Annotated in this window: 19 protein-coding genes; 16 read left to right on the top strand and 3 right to left on the bottom strand. The window is 43.1% G+C overall.

Going from position 1 to position 16,923, the window contains the following annotated elements:
• The first annotated feature begins 52 nt into the window (after window positions 1-52).
• The 5 genes from HGJ98_RS09990 (at window position 53) to HGJ98_RS09970 (ending at window position 4,418) form a co-directional block, all read left to right on the top strand.
• The gene (locus HGJ98_RS09990; RefSeq protein WP_291350967.1) at window positions 53-634 is read left to right on the top strand and encodes a nucleoside recognition domain-containing protein; all 582 of its coding nucleotides are present in this window, start codon (window positions 53-55) and stop codon (window positions 632-634) included.
• On the top strand, window positions 631-1,170 hold the full coding sequence (locus HGJ98_RS09985; protein ID WP_291350965.1) for a spore maturation protein: 540 nt from the start codon (window positions 631-633) through the stop codon (window positions 1,168-1,170). The genes HGJ98_RS09990 and HGJ98_RS09985 overlap by 4 nt, the downstream gene beginning before the upstream one ends.
• A 49-nt stretch (window positions 1,171-1,219) precedes the next feature.
• A complete protein-coding gene (locus HGJ98_RS09980; protein ID WP_291350964.1) occupies window positions 1,220-2,104 on the top strand; it encodes a glycosyltransferase family 2 protein in 885 nt (294 codons plus the stop codon).
• The gene (locus HGJ98_RS09975) at window positions 2,089-3,498 is read left to right on the top strand and encodes a glycosyltransferase family 39 protein (protein WP_291350962.1); all 1,410 of its coding nucleotides are present in this window, start codon (window positions 2,089-2,091) and stop codon (window positions 3,496-3,498) included. Before HGJ98_RS09980 ends, HGJ98_RS09975 begins: the two co-directional genes overlap by 16 nt.
• Before the next feature lie 149 nt (window positions 3,499-3,647).
• Window positions 3,648-4,418, top strand: coding sequence for a pseudouridine synthase (locus HGJ98_RS09970; protein ID WP_291350960.1), 771 nt, complete (start codon window positions 3,648-3,650; stop codon window positions 4,416-4,418).
• Here the strand turns inward: HGJ98_RS09970 and HGJ98_RS09965 are convergent.
• On the bottom strand, window positions 4,413-4,925 hold the full coding sequence (locus HGJ98_RS09965; protein WP_291351220.1) for a hypothetical protein: 513 nt from the start codon (window positions 4,923-4,925) through the stop codon (window positions 4,413-4,415). The genes HGJ98_RS09970 and HGJ98_RS09965 overlap by 6 nt on opposite strands.
• Window positions 4,926-5,104: 179 nt before the next feature.
• Here HGJ98_RS09965 and HGJ98_RS09960 point away from each other — a divergent pair, with 179 nt between their 5' ends.
• From HGJ98_RS09960 to HGJ98_RS09940, 5 genes are all read left to right on the top strand, one after another.
• Complete coding sequence (locus HGJ98_RS09960) at window positions 5,105-5,569, top strand: hypothetical protein (RefSeq protein ID WP_291350958.1); 465 nt, start codon at window positions 5,105-5,107, stop codon at window positions 5,567-5,569.
• Between the two features lie 208 nt (window positions 5,570-5,777).
• Window positions 5,778-7,166: an FAD-linked oxidase C-terminal domain-containing protein gene (locus tag HGJ98_RS09955; protein ID WP_291350957.1), complete on the top strand. Its 1,389-nt coding sequence runs from the start codon at window positions 5,778-5,780 to the stop codon at window positions 7,164-7,166.
• A gap of 2 nt (window positions 7,167-7,168) precedes the next feature.
• Window positions 7,169-8,458, top strand: a complete 1,290-nt coding sequence (locus HGJ98_RS09950; RefSeq protein ID WP_291350955.1) for a (Fe-S)-binding protein — start codon at window positions 7,169-7,171, stop codon at window positions 8,456-8,458.
• A gap of 115 nt (window positions 8,459-8,573) precedes the next feature.
• Window positions 8,574-9,287, top strand: coding sequence for a FadR/GntR family transcriptional regulator (locus HGJ98_RS09945; protein WP_291350952.1), 714 nt, complete (start codon window positions 8,574-8,576; stop codon window positions 9,285-9,287).
• Between the two features lie 359 nt (window positions 9,288-9,646).
• Window positions 9,647-10,723 carry a 4Fe-4S dicluster domain-containing protein gene (locus HGJ98_RS09940; RefSeq protein WP_291350950.1) on the top strand — a complete coding sequence of 359 codons (1,077 nt, stop codon included), beginning with the start codon at window positions 9,647-9,649 and terminating at the stop codon, window positions 10,721-10,723.
• Here the strand turns inward: HGJ98_RS09940 and HGJ98_RS09935 are convergent.
• Window positions 10,720-10,989, bottom strand: a complete 270-nt coding sequence (locus HGJ98_RS09935) for a hypothetical protein (protein ID WP_291350949.1) — start codon at window positions 10,987-10,989, stop codon at window positions 10,720-10,722. The two genes, HGJ98_RS09940 and HGJ98_RS09935, sit on opposite strands and share 4 nt — an antisense overlap.
• A 181-nt stretch (window positions 10,990-11,170) precedes the next feature.
• Between HGJ98_RS09935 and HGJ98_RS09930 the strand changes: the two genes are divergently transcribed.
• The 5 genes from HGJ98_RS09930 (at window position 11,171) to aroF (ending at window position 14,876) form a co-directional block, all read left to right on the top strand.
• Window positions 11,171-12,421, top strand: a complete 1,251-nt coding sequence (locus tag HGJ98_RS09930) for an NAD(P)/FAD-dependent oxidoreductase (protein WP_291350947.1) — start codon at window positions 11,171-11,173, stop codon at window positions 12,419-12,421.
• 44 nt (window positions 12,422-12,465) lie between these two features.
• Window positions 12,466-12,951 (top strand): hypothetical protein, encoded by a 486-nt coding sequence (locus HGJ98_RS09925; RefSeq protein WP_367142710.1) that lies wholly within the window; start codon window positions 12,466-12,468, stop codon window positions 12,949-12,951.
• Window positions 12,952-13,219: 268 nt separating this feature from the next.
• Entirely contained in the window at window positions 13,220-13,636 is a 417-nt protein-coding gene (locus tag HGJ98_RS09920) for a HutP family protein (protein ID WP_291350943.1), read from the top strand.
• 11 nt (window positions 13,637-13,647) lie between these two features.
• Window positions 13,648-14,016, top strand: a complete 369-nt coding sequence (gene aroH / locus HGJ98_RS09915; protein WP_291350941.1) for a chorismate mutase — start codon at window positions 13,648-13,650, stop codon at window positions 14,014-14,016.
• A gap of 41 nt (window positions 14,017-14,057) precedes the next feature.
• A complete protein-coding gene (gene aroF / locus HGJ98_RS09910; protein WP_291350939.1) occupies window positions 14,058-14,876 on the top strand; it encodes a 3-deoxy-7-phosphoheptulonate synthase in 819 nt (272 codons plus the stop codon).
• 77 nt (window positions 14,877-14,953) lie between these two features.
• Here the strand turns inward: aroF and HGJ98_RS09905 are convergent, their stop codons facing one another.
• Window positions 14,954-15,757: an MBL fold metallo-hydrolase gene (locus HGJ98_RS09905; RefSeq protein WP_291350938.1), complete on the bottom strand. Its 804-nt coding sequence runs from the start codon at window positions 15,755-15,757 to the stop codon at window positions 14,954-14,956.
• 434 nt (window positions 15,758-16,191) lie between these two features.
• Here HGJ98_RS09905 and HGJ98_RS09900 point away from each other — a divergent pair.
• Window positions 16,192-16,923, top strand: a 732-nt coding sequence (locus HGJ98_RS09900) for an acyl-CoA dehydrogenase family protein (protein ID WP_291350936.1), incomplete at its 3' end; no start/stop codon positions are given.

Genomic DNA, 16,923 nt, shown 5'->3' with positions numbered 1-16,923 from the left:
ATCTCGTTCTTTTTTGTTTGTCCTTTTCATACATTTAGGCAGGGGGTGGGAAATGGTTAATCTCATCTGGCTTTTAATGTTAGCGATCGGAATAATCGTCTCTGCCTTAAACGGACACATAGAAATCGTGACAACATCAGCGATGAAAGCGGCAGAACTTGGAGTTCAGGTCGCCATTGAACTCATTGGAGTTATGAGTTTATGGTTAGGTATCATGCGCCTAGCTGAGGAAGCTGGTCTTGTTAGGGGGATCGCTCGGATCTTTGGGCCCGCAATTCGTCGTTTATTTCCAACCCTTAGACAGGATAGTCCAGCCTTAGGAGCTATCATTATGAATCTAAGCGCTAATATACTCGGTCTGGGTAATGCGGCAACTCCCTTTGGACTTAAGGCCATGCAAGAACTCCAAAAAGAAAACTCCACACCGGATGAAGCAAGCCCTGCAATGATCACGTTTCTGGCACTTAATACCTCGTGTATAACCCTAATTCCGGCAACGATTATTGGGGTGCGCTTAAACGCCAATTCTGCTAATCCAACCGAGATTATCGGAACGACCATTGTGGCGACAGGATCTGCCATGTTCGTGGCGATTTTTGTTGATTACTTTATTCGTCGCAGGAGGAAAACATGAACGTAATTGCCGAGATTTCTCGTTGGGCAATTCCCTTAATTTTATTGCTAGTCCCGGTAGTAGCATATTTTCGCAAAGTTCCTGTTTATGAATCCTTTGTAGCTGGTGCAGAGGAAGGTTTCAAAACAGGTGTACGAATTCTCCCTTTCTTAATTGGGATGCTGGTTTCCATTCGAGTGTTCGTGGATTCCGGGGCCCTGAATATTGTTTCCTATTGGTTGCAGCCAATCTTTTCGTTCTTTGGCTTTGAAGAAAATTTTGCGGCAATTATTCCCTTAGCAATCATGCGGCCATTGAGTGGCTCCGGTGCCTTAGGAGTAGCTACCCAGCTTATTAACGAATACGGGCCTGATTCCTTCATAGGACGTTTAGCGTCCACTTTACAAGGGAGTACTGATACGACATTCTTTGTGTTAACAGTTTATTTTGGTTCTGTTGGCATTAGGAAGTATCGCTACGCACTTAAAATCGGGTTACTGGCAGATATCATAGGCTTGATAGTTTCAATTTGGATTGTCACTAAAGTGTTTTATTGAACCTTACTTTGTGCATACTAACAGTGAACCGAAAGGGGGCATTGTTAGTATGCTATATATTGTTTTACCTGCCTATAATGAAGATGCTGCACTTCCTGCTTTGCTCGAAGATATCGAAACCAAATGTGCAGCTATTCCTCATCAAATCATTGTTGTCAATGATGGAAGTACAGATCATACCTTTGATATCATCCAGAACTATGCCCAGACACACAAGAATGTGCATGGAGTGAATCATGAACAGAACCAAGGGCTTGGGGCAGCTATCAATAGCGGCTTTCAATACGTTTTATATCAAAATGAGCTTGCCCAACTAAAGTTCAACCTCGAGACTTCGATGAGGAAGGAATCTAGCCCCGCGGAGGCAAGGTACAGGGAGGAATACTCGCTAGAGAATCTTCCTGGCAATCTTGATCAAACGATTCGTGAAGCGCCCGATGTGGTTATTACAATGGATGCGGATAACACTCAACCAGCAGACTGTATTCCCTTGCTGTATGAGGAGATTTGTTTCGGAGCTGACCTTGTTATCGCTTCTCGTTATGTTCAAGGCGGGGAACAGCATGGGTTGTCTTTAGGGCGCAGGGGACTTTCTTGGGGAGCGGGAAAATTTATGCGTTTTTTTGCGCCTATTCAGGGAGTTCGAGATTATTCATGCGGCTATCGTGCCTATCGACTTAAGTTATTAGCTGAAGGAACCCGGCAATATGGACCAAATATTATTAAAAGCCGGAACTTCTCAGGGATGGTTGAACTGTTACTAAAATTGGCTCCCTATGCAGAGCGCGTTTCCGAAGTCCCTTTAAAACTTCACTATGAACTCAAAAAAGGTGCCAGCAAAATGAGAATTGGGGCAACAATTTGGGGGTATATTCAACTCATTTATCAGTTAAAACGCCAAAAGTGGAGTACAGTTGAATGGGCCGAAGAATAAGCCCCGCTGAAAGCAACGTAAAACGATACATCCCTTTGGCCTTAATTCTCTCGATTGCCTTGCTGCTACGTCTACGTGGAATTGCAAACCCGTTATTAGATGATCAAGCCTGGCGGCAGGCAGATACCGCCAGTATGGCGACTCATATGATGGGTCATCTCTTGAATTTTCCTAATGTTTTCTTACCTAAGCTTAATTACGATGGAGTTATACCCCAGAATGTCGAGTTAGAGTTTCCTTTTTTGCCATATCTTTTAGCTTGGACCTGGACAATTTTAGGTTGGTCAGATTTGTGGGGGCGTTTATGGTCTGTCACTTTGTCTTTGGTTACAATAGTAGGAATCTATGATTTAGGTCGGAATATGTTTAACCACCGCGCGGGATTATTTGCAGCGGCTATATATTCCATAATGCCTTTATCAATTTATTATGGACGAGTTGTAATGCCTGAACCTATGGCCCAAGCCTGGAGCATTTGGGCACTGGCTATGGCTTGGCGGTGGAGGATTAAGCAAGAGGAAAAGGGAATCTGGAAAATAGCCTTGTTAATGGCGGCCGCAGTCTTAGCTAAACTTCCCCAGCTTATGCTTTTTCCGGTGGCTGTCTTGCTTGGTTTTTGGCCTTTGAAGAATGGACGGGTAAGGCAACTTATCCAGTATAGTATAATTGTACTAATTCCTCCAATAGTATATTATTTATGGGTACATTATAACGTCTCTTCTTCCAGTCAATTTGTCTCGGGAATTTTGACTGGACAAGTTGCTAATTCTACAAATTTAGACTGGAAGTTATTAACTAGGAATATTCAACGAGGATTTACCGTATTAGTTTTAGTCCTCTCGGGAGGGGGCCTGCTGCGCCTCTTCTTTTCTCCCTCCCCTGTTCGTTTCGCCCTCTTAACTTGGGGAGCAATAGGTAGTTTATATATTGGATTGGTTTGTGCTAGTATTCCCTTGGATTATTATTTAGTACCTGTTTTACCCTTAGTCGCCTTATTAAGTGCATATGCCCTTGACTGGATGGCTTCTTTACCTGGAACCGTGCTTGGAATAGTGATCTTGGTACTCATCTACAAGAGTTCATATGCTGATTTAACCCCGAAATATCAGTGGAATCAGGAATACCTCACCCAAGCTCGTTGGATTAAGGAGCATACCCCAACGTCTAGTATTTTGGTTTTAAGCGATCCACCGCCAATGACCTTTTACTATGCGCAAAGGGTTGGATTTCGTCTAATCAATAAAATCAACCAGGAAACTCCTTCTAAAGTTCTGGAAAAATTTCAGGGAGATTACCTTGTGCATCTTCCGAGAAGCGGTCAGAACGAACAGTTTTGGAAAAAGGTTGAGGAAAGTTATCCTGAGATCGGACCAGGAGTTTTTGATTTGCGGTAGGGGCAACATGAATTGCCCCTACGAAAAGTTGTGAAGAATCTATCCGGATTTAACCGAAAACTGGGGTGAATAAGATTATTCGCCGTGCTTAATGACAAAGTACCTAAATTGCCATGTAGTTGCTCAATTAGGAAGGGGAGAAAAGGACTGTGACTCAAGAAAAAGAGAGTGGAGAACGTTTGCAAAAGGTGCTGGCGAAAGCTGGAGTAGCTTCACGACGACGTGCTGAGCAACTTATTCTAGAAGGTCGAGTAAGTGTCAATGGAACTAAGATCTGTGCTTTAGGACATAAAGTCGAAACACAAGATTATATAGAAGTCGATGGAAAGCCTGTAGAACATCCCGAATCGTTACACTATTATTTGCTGAATAAACCTGTTGGCACAATAACTAGTGTGTCTGACCCACAAGGGCGCCCTACGGTCATTGATTTAATGAAAGACATTCCAGTTCGGGTTTATCCCGTTGGTCGGTTGGATTACGATACATCCGGCGCATTATTGCTGACCAATGATGGAGAATTAGCCCATCGCTTGATGCATCCTTCCTATGGAGTTGAGAAGACTTACCGAGTCTGGATACAAGGTCCAATAGGAATTAATGCTCTTGAAACTTTGCGCCAAGGAGTCTTACTGGAAGATGGAAACACCGCTCCCGCCAAGGTCGTACGCGTGAGCGGTGTTTCAAGAACAACGAATAGTCAACCTAAGGACACGAAGTTAGAAATCCTAGAAGCAACCATTCATGAGGGACGAAATCGCCAAATTCGTCGAATGTTTACAGCGGTGGGGTATCCAGTTCTAAAGCTGGAACGTGTCCGGTTTGGATCGTTAAGTCAGGGGAATACCCTTTCCTCAGGAGCATATAGAGCCTTGACGAAGGAGGAAATCAAGGAATTACGCAACAGTGTGGGATTATGAGTGGGGATAGATCGGATGGTCAAGTTCCTTATTCCATATCTCGATGTCTTTGCCGCCGTAATTCCGTAAAGTATTACAGACGGAATTGATTTTTTCATGTTCAGTCTGGATCAGAACAAACCAATGTCCTGTGCGTACCTCATGTTCGTAATGTCGTGCTCGTATTTCTGAAAGGCCGTAGGTGAAAAGTTCTTCAACAAGCCCACGTCCTTTAGGTTGATGCATGAGTTGACTGGCTAGTGGACCAGCGGCTACTACTTCTCCAATATTTGGTACGATGAAGGGCGGAGCTTGAACGAGCCAAGCGTCAAATTGGTCTAAGTTGATTTCGCTGGGGTAATAGGCTAATTCATGCGCGATTTCTTCACGGAATTCTCCTTGATGGAGGTATTCACTGCGAACCACCACGGATATTTTACTATTTGCCAAGGATTCCCCTTGGATTTCTTCGATTGCCTCTTTCGTCTGTTGAGGTCCTTTAAAAATTGCAACGGCTGTTCTTAACATGGACATGTTCTGATCCTCCTTTTAAAGCAAACATTAATTACCTTTTGCAGTTTTCTTAGTATGTCCATAAATTCCAACCCTAAAGCAAGGCTTGCAGGAGAAATTTGAACCTGTGAAGAATATTAAGACAACAATAAACGATAGAAATGATCGAATTGAGGAAACGGAGAGAACCAGAGATGAAGATTCGAATTGGGAATGAGCTCCTTACAGAACACATTCGCGTACGGATCCGAGTGGATTATCGTGGTGAATCCAAAAGTGGACGCTTTTTCTTTGGAGGTAAGAGCAAGGAGCTAATGGCTGAAACAATGCGAGAGCAACAAGTCGCCTTACTGCGCAATGTACCCCTTCAAGGAATCATCATTGAAGACGTCGATTTGAGTCTAGACGTTTATACAGTGACAGAAGAGAATGGCCGACGAAACCATGAAGCAGCTTATGCTCCGATAATTTTAACCCTGCGTATTGAGAATGTAGACGATTTGCTGCCTCTTTTAATCAAACCAGAGTTTCGTAAAATTGAGTTTCTAAGTCCTGAAAATATATCTCTTCATCGTTTGGATATGGAGAGATTACTCTTTCGGCTTAGTCAATCCTTTCAACAAGAACTGAGATTACTTGAACAAAAATATTCACGTTAACTTATACAATTCAGTAATTACTCCATAAATTAGGTATCTAGGGAAATATTGAGGGAAGGGTTAATAACTTAATTAACCCTTCCCATTAAAATTAAGAAGAAACTGTTTTACATGTTGAAATTTAATGATAATTGCATTAATATATGGGTTAGGTGGTCTGACAGTCAGGCATAATTATAATTTTCACAAACATATAGGGGGTAGATGGATGTTAGCTCGTGAAGTCTTACAAGAACTGATTCAAGTGCTGGGTGCGGAGAATGTTCTCACTGAGCAGGAAGACTTAATGACCTATGCTTATGACGCGACAGCCGCGATGAAACATCATAAGCCAGATGTTGTAGTTTCGCCCAATTCTACTGAACAAGTGGCAGAAGTCGTCAAAATAGCTGCAAAGAACAATATTCCGATCTATCCACGCGGTTCTGGCACAAATCTTAGTGGAGGAACTATTCCCATAAGTGGAGGCATTGTTCTTTCAATGCTCAATCTCAATAAAATTATAGAAGTTGACCAAGATAACTTAACGGCTACAGTTCAACCTGGGGTAATCATTCAGACACTCAATGATGAAGTGGTAAAACATGGTTTGTTATACCCACCGGATCCTGGTACAGTCAAAACAGCAACCATGGGTGGATCTCTTTCAGAGTGTTCGGGCGGATTACGTGGCCTGAAATACGGGGTAACCAAGCATTATATTATGGGATTACAAATTGTCTTAGCCAATGGGGAAGTTATCCGTTGGGGTGGAAAAACCGTTAAAAATGTCACCGGATATGATTTGGTGGCACTCTTTACAGGAGCCGAAGGAACCCTTGGGATTATTACGGAAATTATCGTCAAACTAATTCCTGCTCCAGAAGCCCGTAAGAGTATTTTAGCTGTTTTTGATGACGTTGATAAGGCAGGAAAGGCTATCGCTTCAATCATCCGTAATAAGATTATTCCAGCAACCCTGGAAATTATGGATAATGTAACGATTCAAACCGTTGAAAACTTTGTTCATGCAGGACTCCCTATGGATGCTCAAGCAGTCCTCCTGATTGAAGTAGACGGATATAAAGAAGTTGTCGAACGGGAAGCCGTTTTGGTCGAACAAATTTTGCAAGAAGAACAGGCTGTGGAAATAAAAATCGCTAAGAATGATCAAGAACGCGATCTTCTATGGTTAGCTCGTCGTAGGGCACTTCCTGCTCTCGCCCAGAAGAGGCCAACCACAGTACTCGAGGATGCTACGGTTCCTAGAAGTAAAATTCCCGATATGATTAAAGCAATTCGCAAGATTGCTGAAAAACACAATCTCCAGATTGCCACATTTGGACATGCAGGAGACGGGAATCTTCACCCTACAATTTTAACCGATGAGCGAGATGAGGATGAAATGAAGCGTGTTCACCTTGCAGTCGATGAAATCTTCAAAACTGCAATATCCTTGGGAGGAACTCTTTCAGGAGAGCACGGGATTGGGATTGCTAAAATGGGATATCTTGATTGGGAGTTTGGAGAAGCTGGAGTCGCAGCAATGCGAAGAATGAAAGAAGCCCTGGATCCCAACTATTTGTTGAACCCTGGGAAGATAGTAAGGAGGGACTAATCGTGTCCGTATATAATTCGCTGGATTCGATTACTGAAGAACTCCATAACTGTATGAAATGTGGAAACTGCATGGAGGTTTGTCCTATATACAAGGAAACTCGCCAAGAGGTAGGAGTTGCAAGAGGGAAAATCAGCTTAGTTCAGTATCTCCTTTCAGGCGAGCTTGAAATGACAGAAAAGCTGGCTGATCGCTTTTCCTTGTGTACAACCTGTATGGCTTGTAACACGAACTGTCCATGTGGAGTTCGATTCGATAAAATAATCCTGGCTGCAAGGGCAGAAGCGGTTCGAAAAAAGGGTTTACACCCAGTCAAAAAGATAGCTTTTACAGCACTTAAGATGCAGCGCATGTTTGATTTTGGGATGAAGACCGGAAGCATTTTTCAGGGCATGGCCTTGAAGCATGTACCCCACAAAAGTGACCGTATTGCTAGGATGCGTTTTGACATTGGTATAGGTACAGATAAAGTATTCCCGATGTTAGCTAGTAGGACCTTACGTTCTGAATTTCCGGAAGTAGTTAAAGTAAAAAATCCGAAGATGAGAGTGGCCTTCTTTACTGGATGTATGATTAACTATTTCTATACGGATATCGGAAAAGCTGTCGTCGAGGTACTCAAAGAAAACGACATTGAAGTAGTGATTCCTAAAGGTCAGGGATGTTGTGGTATTCCAGCCTCGGTGAATGGTGATGTTCACTCTGCTGCAGCCTTAGCAAAACGAAATTTAAGAGCCTTTGAGAAGCTTGGTGCAGACGCGTTAGTTGTGGCTTGTTCATCTGGAGGAACCGCTTGGAAGCATGTTTTCGGTGAATTGCTCGATAATGAGCCGGAATTTAAAGCCTTAGCGGATAAATGGGCTGGTAAATCCTATGATATTTCGGAATTCCTGATTAAAAAAGTTCCCTTTAAAAAAGAAGGCTTAGGTCGGGTTGAACGGAAAGTAACCTATCATGATCCTTGCCATTTAAATCGTGGGCAGGGGGTTAATACTGAACCTCGAGAAATTTTAAAGAGTATCCCCGGGGTTGAACTAATTGAAATGAAAGAGCCTGGCCGCTGTTGTGGAATGGCTGGTTCCTTCAGTCTAGTGCATCCGGATCTCTCAGTACAGATTTCAGATCGAAAAACAGCGGATATTGAGCTAACCCATACAGATACAGTAGCGACTGGTTGTCCTGCTTGTCGCTTACAATTGAAAAGCGGAGTAGAAAATGCCGGGATCGAAGAAGAGGTTGTGCATACAATCCAGATCTTAGCGGAATCTTATAAAAATGGTAAAAAGAAATAGTACAGAGCATTGAAAATATGGGAGCACTTTTAATAATAAAGTGTTCCCATATTTCATATATCGGAGACCTATGATACACTTAATCCATACAACCGTTTGCAAGGAGTGAAATAGGGTGTTATTAAAACCCATTAGAACCCGCAAAATCTACGAGCAGATTGTTGATCAGATTGGTCAACTGGTCGCTCAAGGGCAGCTAAAACCCGGTGACCGACTACCCTCAGAGCGGGAATTGGTTGAACGGTTTCAAGTCAGTCGGGCATCAATACGTGAAGCTATTAGTGCTCTGGAAATGATGGGATTAATCGAAGTTCGTTCTGGTGAAGGTACGTTCATCAGGCAGGTTAATATAGAATCAGTAGTGACTCCCTTAGCCTGGATGTTATTTATAGAGAAGGATACGGATCTAGAACTTTATGAAGCACGTAAGATCCTAGAGGTGCAGGCTGCTGGCTTAGCTGCTGAACGAGCGGATGAAGATGAGATTAGTGAGATGTTTGAGGCTTTAGAAATCATGCGGAAAGATTTGGAATCCCATCACCTAGGGGAAGAGGCAGATCATCATTTTCATTACGCAATTGCCAGAGCAACCCATAATAAGATCCTCTTCCGCCTCATGAACACCCTTTCGGATACCATGAAAAAGGCCTTAAAGAGTAGTAGAAGCAAACTCTATGAACATGAAGACACCCCTGAAAAGTTATTTCAAGAGCATTTAGCGATTTTTCAAGCTATTAAAAACCGTGATGCGGAGCAAGCTCAGAAGCTTATGTTAGATCACTTAGTGGGCGTTGAGAACCATCTTGCCAAGGCACTTCTTCTAAAATAATAGGTAAACCCTAGTAGGGTGGCACCACTCTAATTTGTAGAAGTAATGGGCCTTACCATTGAATTAAAGAGGCGGAAACACTTTGTTAAAGTGTCTCCTGCCTCTTTTGAACTAGACAGAAAGTATAACTTTTCGTTGATACTGCAAGAAGGCTAATACGTGCGAAGACAGTGTCTTCGTCTGAAGCATAAGTGCAACTAAGGCTGCCGCCTACGCCTGAAGGCTTTGGCGCCAGCCAAGTTTTCTAAACACTGAAGGTTACGAATGAGGGTGATAGTGAAAGGTAATCCTATAGGAAGGTAATCTGAGATTGAAAGCGAATAGTCAAGTACAAGTACTCGATAAGTGAGGATATTAATATGACATGTCAAATGGTCTTCCATAACGGCAATTGTTTAAATACAAAAAAACCCTATGCCCGTTCATGTAAACTATGTATAGAGGGATGTCCTCATCAAGCGATCTCCGAATTTCGAGAGCTAAATACTAGACAATGCACAGAATGTGGAGTTTGTATGGCGGTCTGTCCGAGTGATGGTTTTGCCGATCAGACAATGGATAAGCTCCATGATTATCTTTTTCATGCGGAAGATGTTATCTTAAGCTGTCCAAAGGCAATCCCTCTCGGTTTCGAGATTCCCTGTATAGGAATGCTGGATCGAGATAGTTGGATGACTCTGATGCTCTTAGCTAAGGACAAACCAGCTAAAATCATTACAGGAGTTTGTGCAGATTGCACGGATCGACAAGCATGTGCTTCCAGTGTTGAGACCTTTAAACAAATTCATTCGGACTGGCCGGAGCATCCTGTAATACAAATTCAAGTCCGACCTGATAAAGGGGATACAATTGAGTCAGGGAACTCTGAAGGTGTAGCTCAAAACTCTGTTGGTCAAACGAATTCGCAAATTGGCTGGAGGCAGAAAAGTCGAGAGAAAATCGAGGAATGGCTGCCCAGTATGGCTGCAGATGAAGCCTATGCTATACCAAAGTCACGGCAATGGTTAATCGAAGCTTTCGAGGCTTCCTCGGAAGAGAAGATTCCTTTTCACACTATATCTATTGCTGATTCATGTACAAACTGTGGGGTTTGTGCAGCAATTTGTCCCCAGGGTGCTTTGCAAAAGCGGGAGGAAAGGAACCCGGATCCGATAAGGTTAGATCCTACTAAAGAAGAAAAGATCACATCCCTGCGGCTCATTTATGAACCTCAGAAGTGTGTACAATGCCATCGTTGTCTGGAAACTTGTCGTTCACAAGCCTTGGAATTCAATTATAAGCCATTGACGCATCGGCTCCTCACGGGCAAAATATTAATCCATGAAGGCAGTCCTAAATATTGTAGTCAATGCGGCAAGCGAATTTTTGATAATGGAGAGTTATGTTTAGTTTGTGCAACTAGCGATCCGGAGAGCAGGGGATTTTTCTCCCTTTAAGCATGGTGTCCGCCACACCCACAATGGGCACTATGCTCGTGGGTTTTTTTCTGCGGCTCACGTAGAATTTGATTGGTTAAATGGCTCACATGTGAAATAGGTTGTTGCTGAACATCCTTAGCTAAGCTGATAACTTCTTGGATTTCTGCTTTAGTTAAACCTGCATCTAATCCCTCAGTAATGGCAAGACGGAGCGCTGCTAGGGCATTACAGGCTACTGCAGCCGAAATCTGGGCTACAATAGTCGTTCGATGATCAAGACTCATAGTATATTCCCCCTGAACTAAATTTTTGAACTGTGATAGATTACTCTCAATCTTAGCACAGATTGGATTTTTGGGCAAAAATACTCCGTAATCAGTGCCAAGATTAGAAGCTTGACCGGAGGGTTAATACTAACTATAAGATTAGAAGGCTGGGTTAAGTTCAGTAAGAAAGGGATGTATAATGAACGAATATCAAGTAATAGTTGTTGGTGGCGGGGCCGCTGGGATGATGGCTGCAGGGCAAGCTGCAAAAGCAGGGGCAAAAGTCCTTCTACTAGAAAAGAAGGAACGCCTAGGCAGGAAAATCGCAATTTCAGGCAAGGGACGCTGTAATATAACAAATGTAGAAAATGTGTCGGATTTTATTAGTCATTATCCTGGAAATGGGCGCTTCTTACACGGCATTTTGCGAGGTTTTGATAACGTAGCCTTACGGGAATTTTTCTCGAGTTATGGAGTTGAGACGAAAGTCGAACGTGGAGGACGAGTTTTTCCGGTATCTGATGATGCAGAGAAGATCGTAGAGGCTCTTTCAACCTTTCTGTCGGATATGGGAGTCAAGGTACAATCCGGAGTCACGGTGGAAGAAGTGTTAGTGGAGGATGGACATGTCGTAGGGGTACGAGGAAGTGGTTCAAAAAAATATTATGCACCCTCTGTAATTCTTTGTACTGGTGGATCCTCTTATCCAGCAACCGGGTCAAACGGGGATGGGTTCCGTTTTGCCCGAAAACTGGGCCATAGCGTGATTACTCCTCGGCCGGCCTTGGTTCCCCTTAAAACAGCCGAGGAGTGGGTGAAAGAGCTGCAGGGACTTGCCCTGCGAAACGTCGAATGCTCGCTATGGATCGAGGGCAAGAAGAAGGCTGCAGAATTTGGAGAAATGCTGTTCACCCATTTTGGAGTATCCGGTCCAATTATTTTGACGTTGAGCCGTCAAGCGGGGGATGCTCTTCGGGAAGACAAACAAGTTGAGCTTAGGATTAATCTGAAACCGGCTCTTTCGGCGGAACAGTTTGACATTCGAGTACAACGGGATTTCCAGAAATTTAGCAATAAGCAGTTTAAGAACGCTCTAGATGAACTCTTGCCTCAAAGTCTGATTCCAGTTTTAATCCGTCTAAGTGGAATAAATCCTGAAGGGGTAGTGCATCAAATTAGCCGTGAAGAACGCAAGGGTTTGATACGATTATTTCAGGAATTACCTCTCACGATTACCGAAACCCTTTCCATTGAGACTGCGATTGTTACGGCTGGGGGAGTAAATGTCAAGGAAATCAACCCTAAAACTATGGCCTCCAAATGTGTCGAAGGGCTTTACTGGGCGGGGGAAGTTGTTGATGTAGACGGCATTACGGGTGGTTATAACCTTCAGGCCGCTTTTGCCATGGGTTACAGAGCAGGCCAAGCTGTCGGGAATGTTGTAGATTAGATGGTCTGATTGATAAGCTTCCTGCATAAACTCTTCTCGAGGTGATGTACGTGCGTCGAAGAGGAAGCCTATTAGAGTGGTTCTGGAATGTGGTTCAGCATGGAGAGCGTCGAATTATCAGAGTTTTGGTTCTGGCATCTGTTATACTCTTATTAATGCAGTTAAGTGCTGTAAGGGATCCCCTTGATTTCTATATGACCGTAGCAGCTGAGGTTGAAGCTCCTGCTATGGAATTACCGGCACTCGCTAAACCTGAGCTAGGAGAATCCGTTAAGACTTGGCAGATAACGTTGAAAGCGACGCCAGCCGCTCCTATTCGTGTCGTTCAAAATGGGACAGTCATTGCTACCCTAACAAAAGGAGAACAACAGATAGGAGTTAAATCTGGGCAGATCCAATTGGATGGTATAGGAATTGCCCAGACCGTTAAGGTTCAGGTTATAAGAAAAGATGCCCAATTGCTTGAACCACGTCAAAATCAGACGTTCATATTGCAAGGGAACATTCAGAATCTAATCGTCAAACCGTAATGTTGCAAAGCGCTCTATGTCGTACTATAATTGTTGGTAAATATTGTGTTTGGCTGTTTTCTCATACAATATAGATGAGAAATGGAGGGTAGTATGGTAGGATGAGTTATAGTTAATGCAGGATGCTTGTGAATTTTCCCCATTCAATTAATTTGCAACTTAATAGTTGAAGAATGGTGGGATGGTTTTTAAGAAATCAAAGACACTGAGAGGTGTCTTTTTCTTGCTAGAGTTAACAAGTTTATTTTAGAGGAGAGGAAGAATAATTATGGCACAAAGTAAAAAAATTGCACTTGCTGCGTTAAAGATGGCTATGACAGAAAGCCGAGATGAAGAGATGCATTTAAAAGAGTCCTATTTAAGGAATGGGGTTAAGACTGCCGCAGTGGATTACGGTGGTGAGTATGTGGCTTCGATTCGTAAAATTGTAGAGCGCGCTATAGTAGCCTCGAAACGAGAAGGGGTAATTCAAGAGATCCATGGGGATGAAGGGGCGGTAGCTGGTGCTACTCGTGAAGCTTTAACTCAAATAATGAACAAAGCCATAGGCTTGAATATAGGTGGAAAAATTGGAATCGCTCGTCAGAACGATCATTTAAGTGTGGCAGTATTTTTTGGAATCGGGCTCTTACATTTAGATGAAGTAGCTGTTGGATTGGGACATCGCGTGGCTCCCAAAGAATAAGGGGGGAGAATATGCAACGAGGTATACGAGGTGCGACAACCGTCAGTCGCAACGATGCGGAGGAGATTCGGGAAGCAACCCAAGAACTTTTACAAATGATTCTAAAGGAAAACTCACTTTGTACAGACGATTTAGTGAGTGCTATTTTTACGGTTACCCCAGATTTAAATGCGGATTTTCCTGCTTCAAGTGCAAGAGCCATTGGCTGGCAGTTAGTACCGCTTCTTTGTTCGACGGAAATTCCAGTGCCGGGTGCACTTCCATTTTGCATACGTGTACTTTTACACGCTAATACTACTCGTAGCCAACGGGAAATCCGACACATCTTTTTGCGTAATGCTGTGATATTACGCAAAGATCTGGTAGATGCTGATAATTAGTAAGGTTGATGAAAGCTTTAGTAAGGAAGAAGGGGAGCGCGATGAAACTTATCGCTCGGCGGAAGGATGAACAACAGGAAACCACTAAGGTTCGAGTGGGAGATGTTATCATCGGAGGCTCTGAGTTGGTCGTTATTGCAGGTCCTTGTGCTATCGAAAGCTATGAGCAGTTATTAAGTACCGCTCTGGAAGTTCAACGTTTAGGAGCCACAATGCTCAGAGGGGGTGCCTATAAACCAAGAACTTCTCCCTATTCTTTTCGAGGCAAAAGGGAAATCGGCTTAGAAACAATATCCCAGGTTAAGGCCCTAACAGGGCTTCCAGTGGTAACGGAAGTTATGGATGCTCGTGACATCGAGCAGGTTGCGAAAGTGGCTGATATGTTTCAGATCGGATCTCGTAATATGCAAAACTACACCCTGCTAACGGAAGTGGGGAAAACTAAACTCCCAGTTTTCCTAAAACGTGGTTTGGCCTCAACCCTAGAGGAATGGATCTATGCCGCAGAATACATTATGGCCGAAGGAAACGATCAGGTCGTTTTATGTGAACGTGGGATCAGAACCTTTGAAACGTATACTCGAAACACGGTAGATATTACTGCAATTCCTGCCTTGAAAGAATTAACTCATTTACCGGTATTTTTGGATCCTAGTCATGGAACAGGAAAATGGTCACTCGTCAGCCCAGTAGCGTTAGCGGGGGTTGCCGCAGGGGCAGATGGGTTAATGATCGAAGTACACCCCCAACCGGATCTGGCTTTAAGCGATGGAGATCAATCCCTGAACTTCAAAAACTTTGCTGAACTCATGGAAAGAATCGAACCCGTGGCAAAAGCCGTGGGACGAGCCTTGGCGTGACCAGGGCAATACGTGACAGGGGGACGGTCCTTTTTGACACACATGTGTGTCAAAAAGGACCGTCCCCCTGTCATACTTCAAAGGTAAAGCTCTTCAAGGTCATCAGGAACGTAAAGATTGCCGTCATAATACTCTTTTCCCTCGGCGGTATACAATTCCTTGCGATGTGTTATCGTCTGATCCTCTGTATGCCATAGAACTAGGTTCTTGATGCTTAACGTTTGGGCAAGTTCACAAGCGTCCTTCACTGTGCTGTGGTGTTTCTCATATGGTTTGTATATTTCTCGATCCCGATGAAGACAAAAGGCTTCGCATAATAGCCAATCACTGTTTTCTACATACTTCTGACATAACGGATTATAGGGTTCATCACCCAAGCAGGTAAGAGTTTTACTATTGTTCAGTTTAACAGTGAAGCCAAATTGTTTTGCCTTTGTGGAGTGTATATCAAAAAAGGTGAAATCGTAACCAGCTAGGTTTTTAATCTGCCCATCTGCCACAGGAATTAGGAGGATTCTTTTGCCGATAAAGTCAGTAATGACCTTATCGAGGGTCGCTGCTGTTATGGCACTTATATTGCCAATTAACTCTGGATGGCAGTAAATATTGAAGCTCCCATCATACTGCTCCTCGAGAATTGACATAGCAATTCTACGAATAATCCACACCATACCCAGCAAATGATCAGTGTGCTTATGTGTGACAAAGGCGTTATGAATTTTATGATAAGGGATCTGAGCCTTCTCTAAAACTCCCAATATTCCATTGCCACCCCCAGCATCCACTAAAATATGGTCAGTCCCGTTCGTAATTGCAAAACAGGTATTATAACATTTAGTTACTGCTGCATGACCGGTTCCTAAAACTATCAGCTTTTCCATTGGTATCTCCGCTCCTTAATGAGTCATTAGTGTTGTCCATTTCACATCTACTGATTTGAGATTACGACTATTTTATCATGACTTCGATTATAACAAATACCCCGCATACTGTATGTTTTATATACAATACAAGGCTATTAGTTAGCATATCTGTCCCAATTCTATACAAGATAGACCCCTCTGCAGAAAAATTTGTAAAATAAAGTGGCCTTATTAAGCCGAGATTACAGAAAGAGTGAGTCTCTCTAAAGTTTCCATAGGCTATGAAGGCCAAGCCTTTTATGCTTTTTTGTGGGGCTTAGGTTTAGTCTGATTCCCAGATTGCACAAAGTATTTTCTATGCGTTATCCAAGGTTGGCACGGTTCTTGTAATATAATCATTTATTGTTTGCCTTTGCTAAGGGCGAAGGCTTACTAGAATTGGAGGAATTTGCATGGAATTTAAATACAACACTCGGGATTTAAAGTTCATCTTAAAAGAATGGTTGCCTACTGAGGAAGTCCTGGAATGTGACCGTTTTAAGGAATTTTATAGCATTGAGGATATTGATCAAATTATAACAGAAGGATATAAAGTTTGCCGTGAAGTAATAAGTCCAATTAACGCTGCAGGTGACAAAAACCCTGTGCGCTTTGAAAATGGGGTAGTAACATCTCCTCCAGGATATAAGGAAGTATTTCAATTTATCCAGCAAAACGGGTGGGGTTCCAGTAGTGAGTGTATTGAAGTTGAAGGAGGCATGCCCTTAATCATTTACAAAGCAGTATTCGAGATGATTGCGGCGGCCTGTCCGGCAATGGGTTCGAACATAAAATTAACTTCGGGTGCTGCTAATGTGATTCTGAATTATGGTACGGAGGATGATAAGAAAAGGTTTATTCCCAAAATGTTGAATGGTGAATGGCAAGGGACTATGAACCTCACAGAACCTTCTGCAGGTTCAGACGTGGGAGATGCTTTAGCGAAGTCCTATCCAACAGATGACCCTAGGGTATATAAGATTAAAGGGACTAAGATGTTTATCACCGCTGGTGATGGCTCCATATGTAACAATATTATCCATTTGGTGTTAGCGCGACCCCCTCAGGGCTGTAAAGGATCAGCTGGTTTAGGGCTGTATATTGTACCGAAATATTGGGTTAACGAAGACGGCAGCGTCGGAAAG

The sequence above is a fragment of the Desulfosporosinus sp. genome (assembly GCF_014237355.1).
GTDB lineage: Bacteria > Bacillota > Desulfitobacteriia > Desulfitobacteriales > Desulfitobacteriaceae > Desulfosporosinus.
This window is presented reverse-complemented; position numbering and strand designations above follow the sequence as displayed.

Bases quoted from the DNA above. Each gene is read 5' to 3' on its own strand.
- HGJ98_RS09990 (WP_291350967.1), top strand. From the start codon at position 53: ATGGTTAATCTCATCTGGCTTTTAATGTTAGCGATCGGAATAATCGTC.
- HGJ98_RS09985 (WP_291350965.1), top strand. From the start codon at position 631: ATGAACGTAATTGCCGAGATTTCTCGTTGGGCAATTCCCTTAATTTTA.
- HGJ98_RS09980 (WP_291350964.1), top strand. From the start codon at position 1,220: ATGCTATATATTGTTTTACCTGCCTATAATGAAGATGCTGCACTTCCT.
- HGJ98_RS09975 (WP_291350962.1), top strand. From the start codon at position 2,089: ATGGGCCGAAGAATAAGCCCCGCTGAAAGCAACGTAAAACGATACATC.
- HGJ98_RS09965 (WP_291351220.1), bottom strand. From the start codon at position 4,925: ATGTTAAGAACAGCCGTTGCAATTTTTAAAGGACCTCAACAGACGAAA.
- HGJ98_RS09960 (WP_291350958.1), top strand. From the start codon at position 5,105: ATGAAGATTCGAATTGGGAATGAGCTCCTTACAGAACACATTCGCGTA.
- HGJ98_RS09955 (WP_291350957.1), top strand. From the start codon at position 5,778: ATGTTAGCTCGTGAAGTCTTACAAGAACTGATTCAAGTGCTGGGTGCG.
- HGJ98_RS09940 (WP_291350950.1), top strand. From the start codon at position 9,647: ATGACATGTCAAATGGTCTTCCATAACGGCAATTGTTTAAATACAAAA.
- HGJ98_RS09935 (WP_291350949.1), bottom strand. From the start codon at position 10,989: ATGAGTCTTGATCATCGAACGACTATTGTAGCCCAGATTTCGGCTGCA.
- HGJ98_RS09930 (WP_291350947.1), top strand. From the start codon at position 11,171: ATGAACGAATATCAAGTAATAGTTGTTGGTGGCGGGGCCGCTGGGATG.
- HGJ98_RS09925 (WP_367142710.1), top strand. From the start codon at position 12,466: ATGTACGTGCGTCGAAGAGGAAGCCTATTAGAGTGGTTCTGGAATGTG.
- HGJ98_RS09920 (WP_291350943.1), top strand. From the start codon at position 13,220: ATGGCACAAAGTAAAAAAATTGCACTTGCTGCGTTAAAGATGGCTATG.
- aroH (WP_291350941.1), top strand. From the start codon at position 13,648: ATGCAACGAGGTATACGAGGTGCGACAACCGTCAGTCGCAACGATGCG.
- aroF (WP_291350939.1), top strand. From the start codon at position 14,058: ATGAAACTTATCGCTCGGCGGAAGGATGAACAACAGGAAACCACTAAG.
- HGJ98_RS09905 (WP_291350938.1), bottom strand. From the start codon at position 15,757: ATGGAAAAGCTGATAGTTTTAGGAACCGGTCATGCAGCAGTAACTAAA.